Annotated in this window: 1 protein-coding gene and 1 pseudogene; both read right to left on the bottom strand. The window is 79.2% G+C overall.

The features are described 5' to 3' along the window. The coding region (locus ABZ914_RS50820) for an ankyrin repeat domain-containing protein (protein ID WP_500201746.1) at positions 1 to 1,605 on the bottom strand (1,605 nt) is incomplete at its 3' end. Further along, a pseudogene (locus ABZ914_RS50815) lies at positions 1,602 to 1,840 on the bottom strand (gala protein); the annotation flags it as partial. The gene ABZ914_RS50820 and the pseudogene ABZ914_RS50815, both read right to left, overlap by 4 nt.

Here is a 1,840-nt window from a genome sequence, read left to right as displayed (position 1 = left end):
GGCCGCCCCCGCGGCGCCGCCCGGCGCGTCCGGGCTCGCCCCCGCGTCCAGCAGCGCCCGCACGACGGCGGGCGAGCCGTGGTTCAGCACCGCGAGGAGGAGCGGCGTGCACCCGTCCTGGTCGGTGGCGTCGACGTCCAGGCCCTCGTCCAGCAGCCGCGGCAGCAGCACCTCGTGGTCCATCGTGTGGAGGGCGTGCAGCAGCGTCCAGCGGCGCCCGTCGCGGACGCCCGGGGCGAGCCCCGCGTCCAGCAGCCGCAGGACGCCGTCGGTGTCACCGTGCGCCGCGCGCAGGAACACCTCCCGGCGGTGCGCGCGCAGGGCGCGCGGCAGCCATCCCGTTCCCGCCGTCCAGGACCGGTGGGCGACGAAGCAGCCGTTCACGGTGCCGCCGAACGCCCCGAGCGCCTGCTCCCGCCGCCGTTCCTCGGCGCCGTGCGGGATCTCCAGGCCGCCCCCGGCCGAGCGGACCGTGTGCCACTCGCCCTGGCACCGGACGCGGACCGGCGGCGGCGGCTCCGCGAGCGGCGGACCGGACGGCCGGTCCGGGGCCGGGTACGCGGGGAACAGCGCCGACCGCACGAGCGGATGCAGCTCGTCCGGCGCGACCAGCCCGGCGCGCAGCAGGGCGAGGTCGGGAAGGGCGTGCCAGCAGCCCGGAGCCCAGCGGCGCCGCCTGAACTCCTCCCCGGACGCCACCCACATCAGCGGGCGCCGGTGCCGTCCCCCCGCCTCCACGTGCAGGCCGAAGCCGTGACCGGGCAGGCGGATCGACAGCGACGCGGGACCGTCCCCGGCCACGCGCTCGATCTGGTGGGCGAACATGGGCGCGCATCCGGCCAGCAGGGCGAGCCTGGACCAGGTCTGCCGCTCGGTCGGGCGCCCGCCGGGCCGCTCCTCCACGATCACCCCGATGCCGGCGGCGGCGTAGGCGGCCGCGACGGCCTCGTCACCGCCGTCCGGACGCTCGGCGAGCAGCGCGGACCACTCGCCGCGAGCCGCGCGGTCACCGGCGTCCGGCTCGGACGCGGGCAGGTCGGCGGGGTCGAGGGGCGTGCCGTCCGCGGCGAAGAACGGCGCGCGCACGTCGCCCCCGTAGTGGCCGAGCAGCGCGCGGTGGTGCCGGTCGTCGAACAGGTACGGCACCCCCGACCAGTCGGCGCGCTCCCGGACGGCGGTCCCGAACTCCAGCGTCAGCCGCTGCGGGGCCGACGGCGAGGGCGGCGCCGCGACCCCGAGCACCGGGGCCGGTCCGCGGCGGCCCGTCCCGTACCGGCCGAGGACCGCCCGGAACCCGGAGGTGAGCGAGGTGGCGCCGCCGTGGCCGGTCACGTCCCGGGGCAGATGCCAGTGCAGCAGGTCGGGGACGAGGTGGCGCAGGTCGTCCTCCAGCCGGGCCCGTACCTCCGCGCCGAACTCCCGGCCGGCGTCCGCCGGGTCGAACGCGATGTCCACGTTCGCCGCCGCGCATGCGCCCCGCCAGTCCCCGGCGAGCCGCCGCTCGGCGGCCCGCTCGATCCACCCGCGGGGCACCGCGTACCGGCGGACCTGGCGCCACGTCCGCAAGGGCGCGGGGAACGCCGGGTCCCGGCCCGAACGCGTCAACGGTAGACGCTCGCGATCGCGTGCACGTCGGGGTGCGGGCGGGCCGCCGGGCGCAGCCGCTCCGCGAACGCGCGCTTCACCTTGCGCGGGACGCCGGGGCCGAGACCCACGTACTCCAGCCGGCTCTCCGCGCCGACGCCCGCCAGCAGCGTCTTCGCGCCGCGCCCCGTGAGGCCGGTGTGGCTCAGCCCGAGGCGGCGCAGCGGGCTGCCGGGCAGCGCCGCCGCGAGCGCCG

Origin of the sequence: Spirillospora sp. NPDC046719, assembly GCF_040645715.1 — a bacterium.
Classification (GTDB): Bacteria; Actinomycetota; Actinomycetes; order Streptosporangiales; family Streptosporangiaceae; genus Spirillospora.
This window is presented reverse-complemented; position numbering and strand designations above follow the sequence as displayed.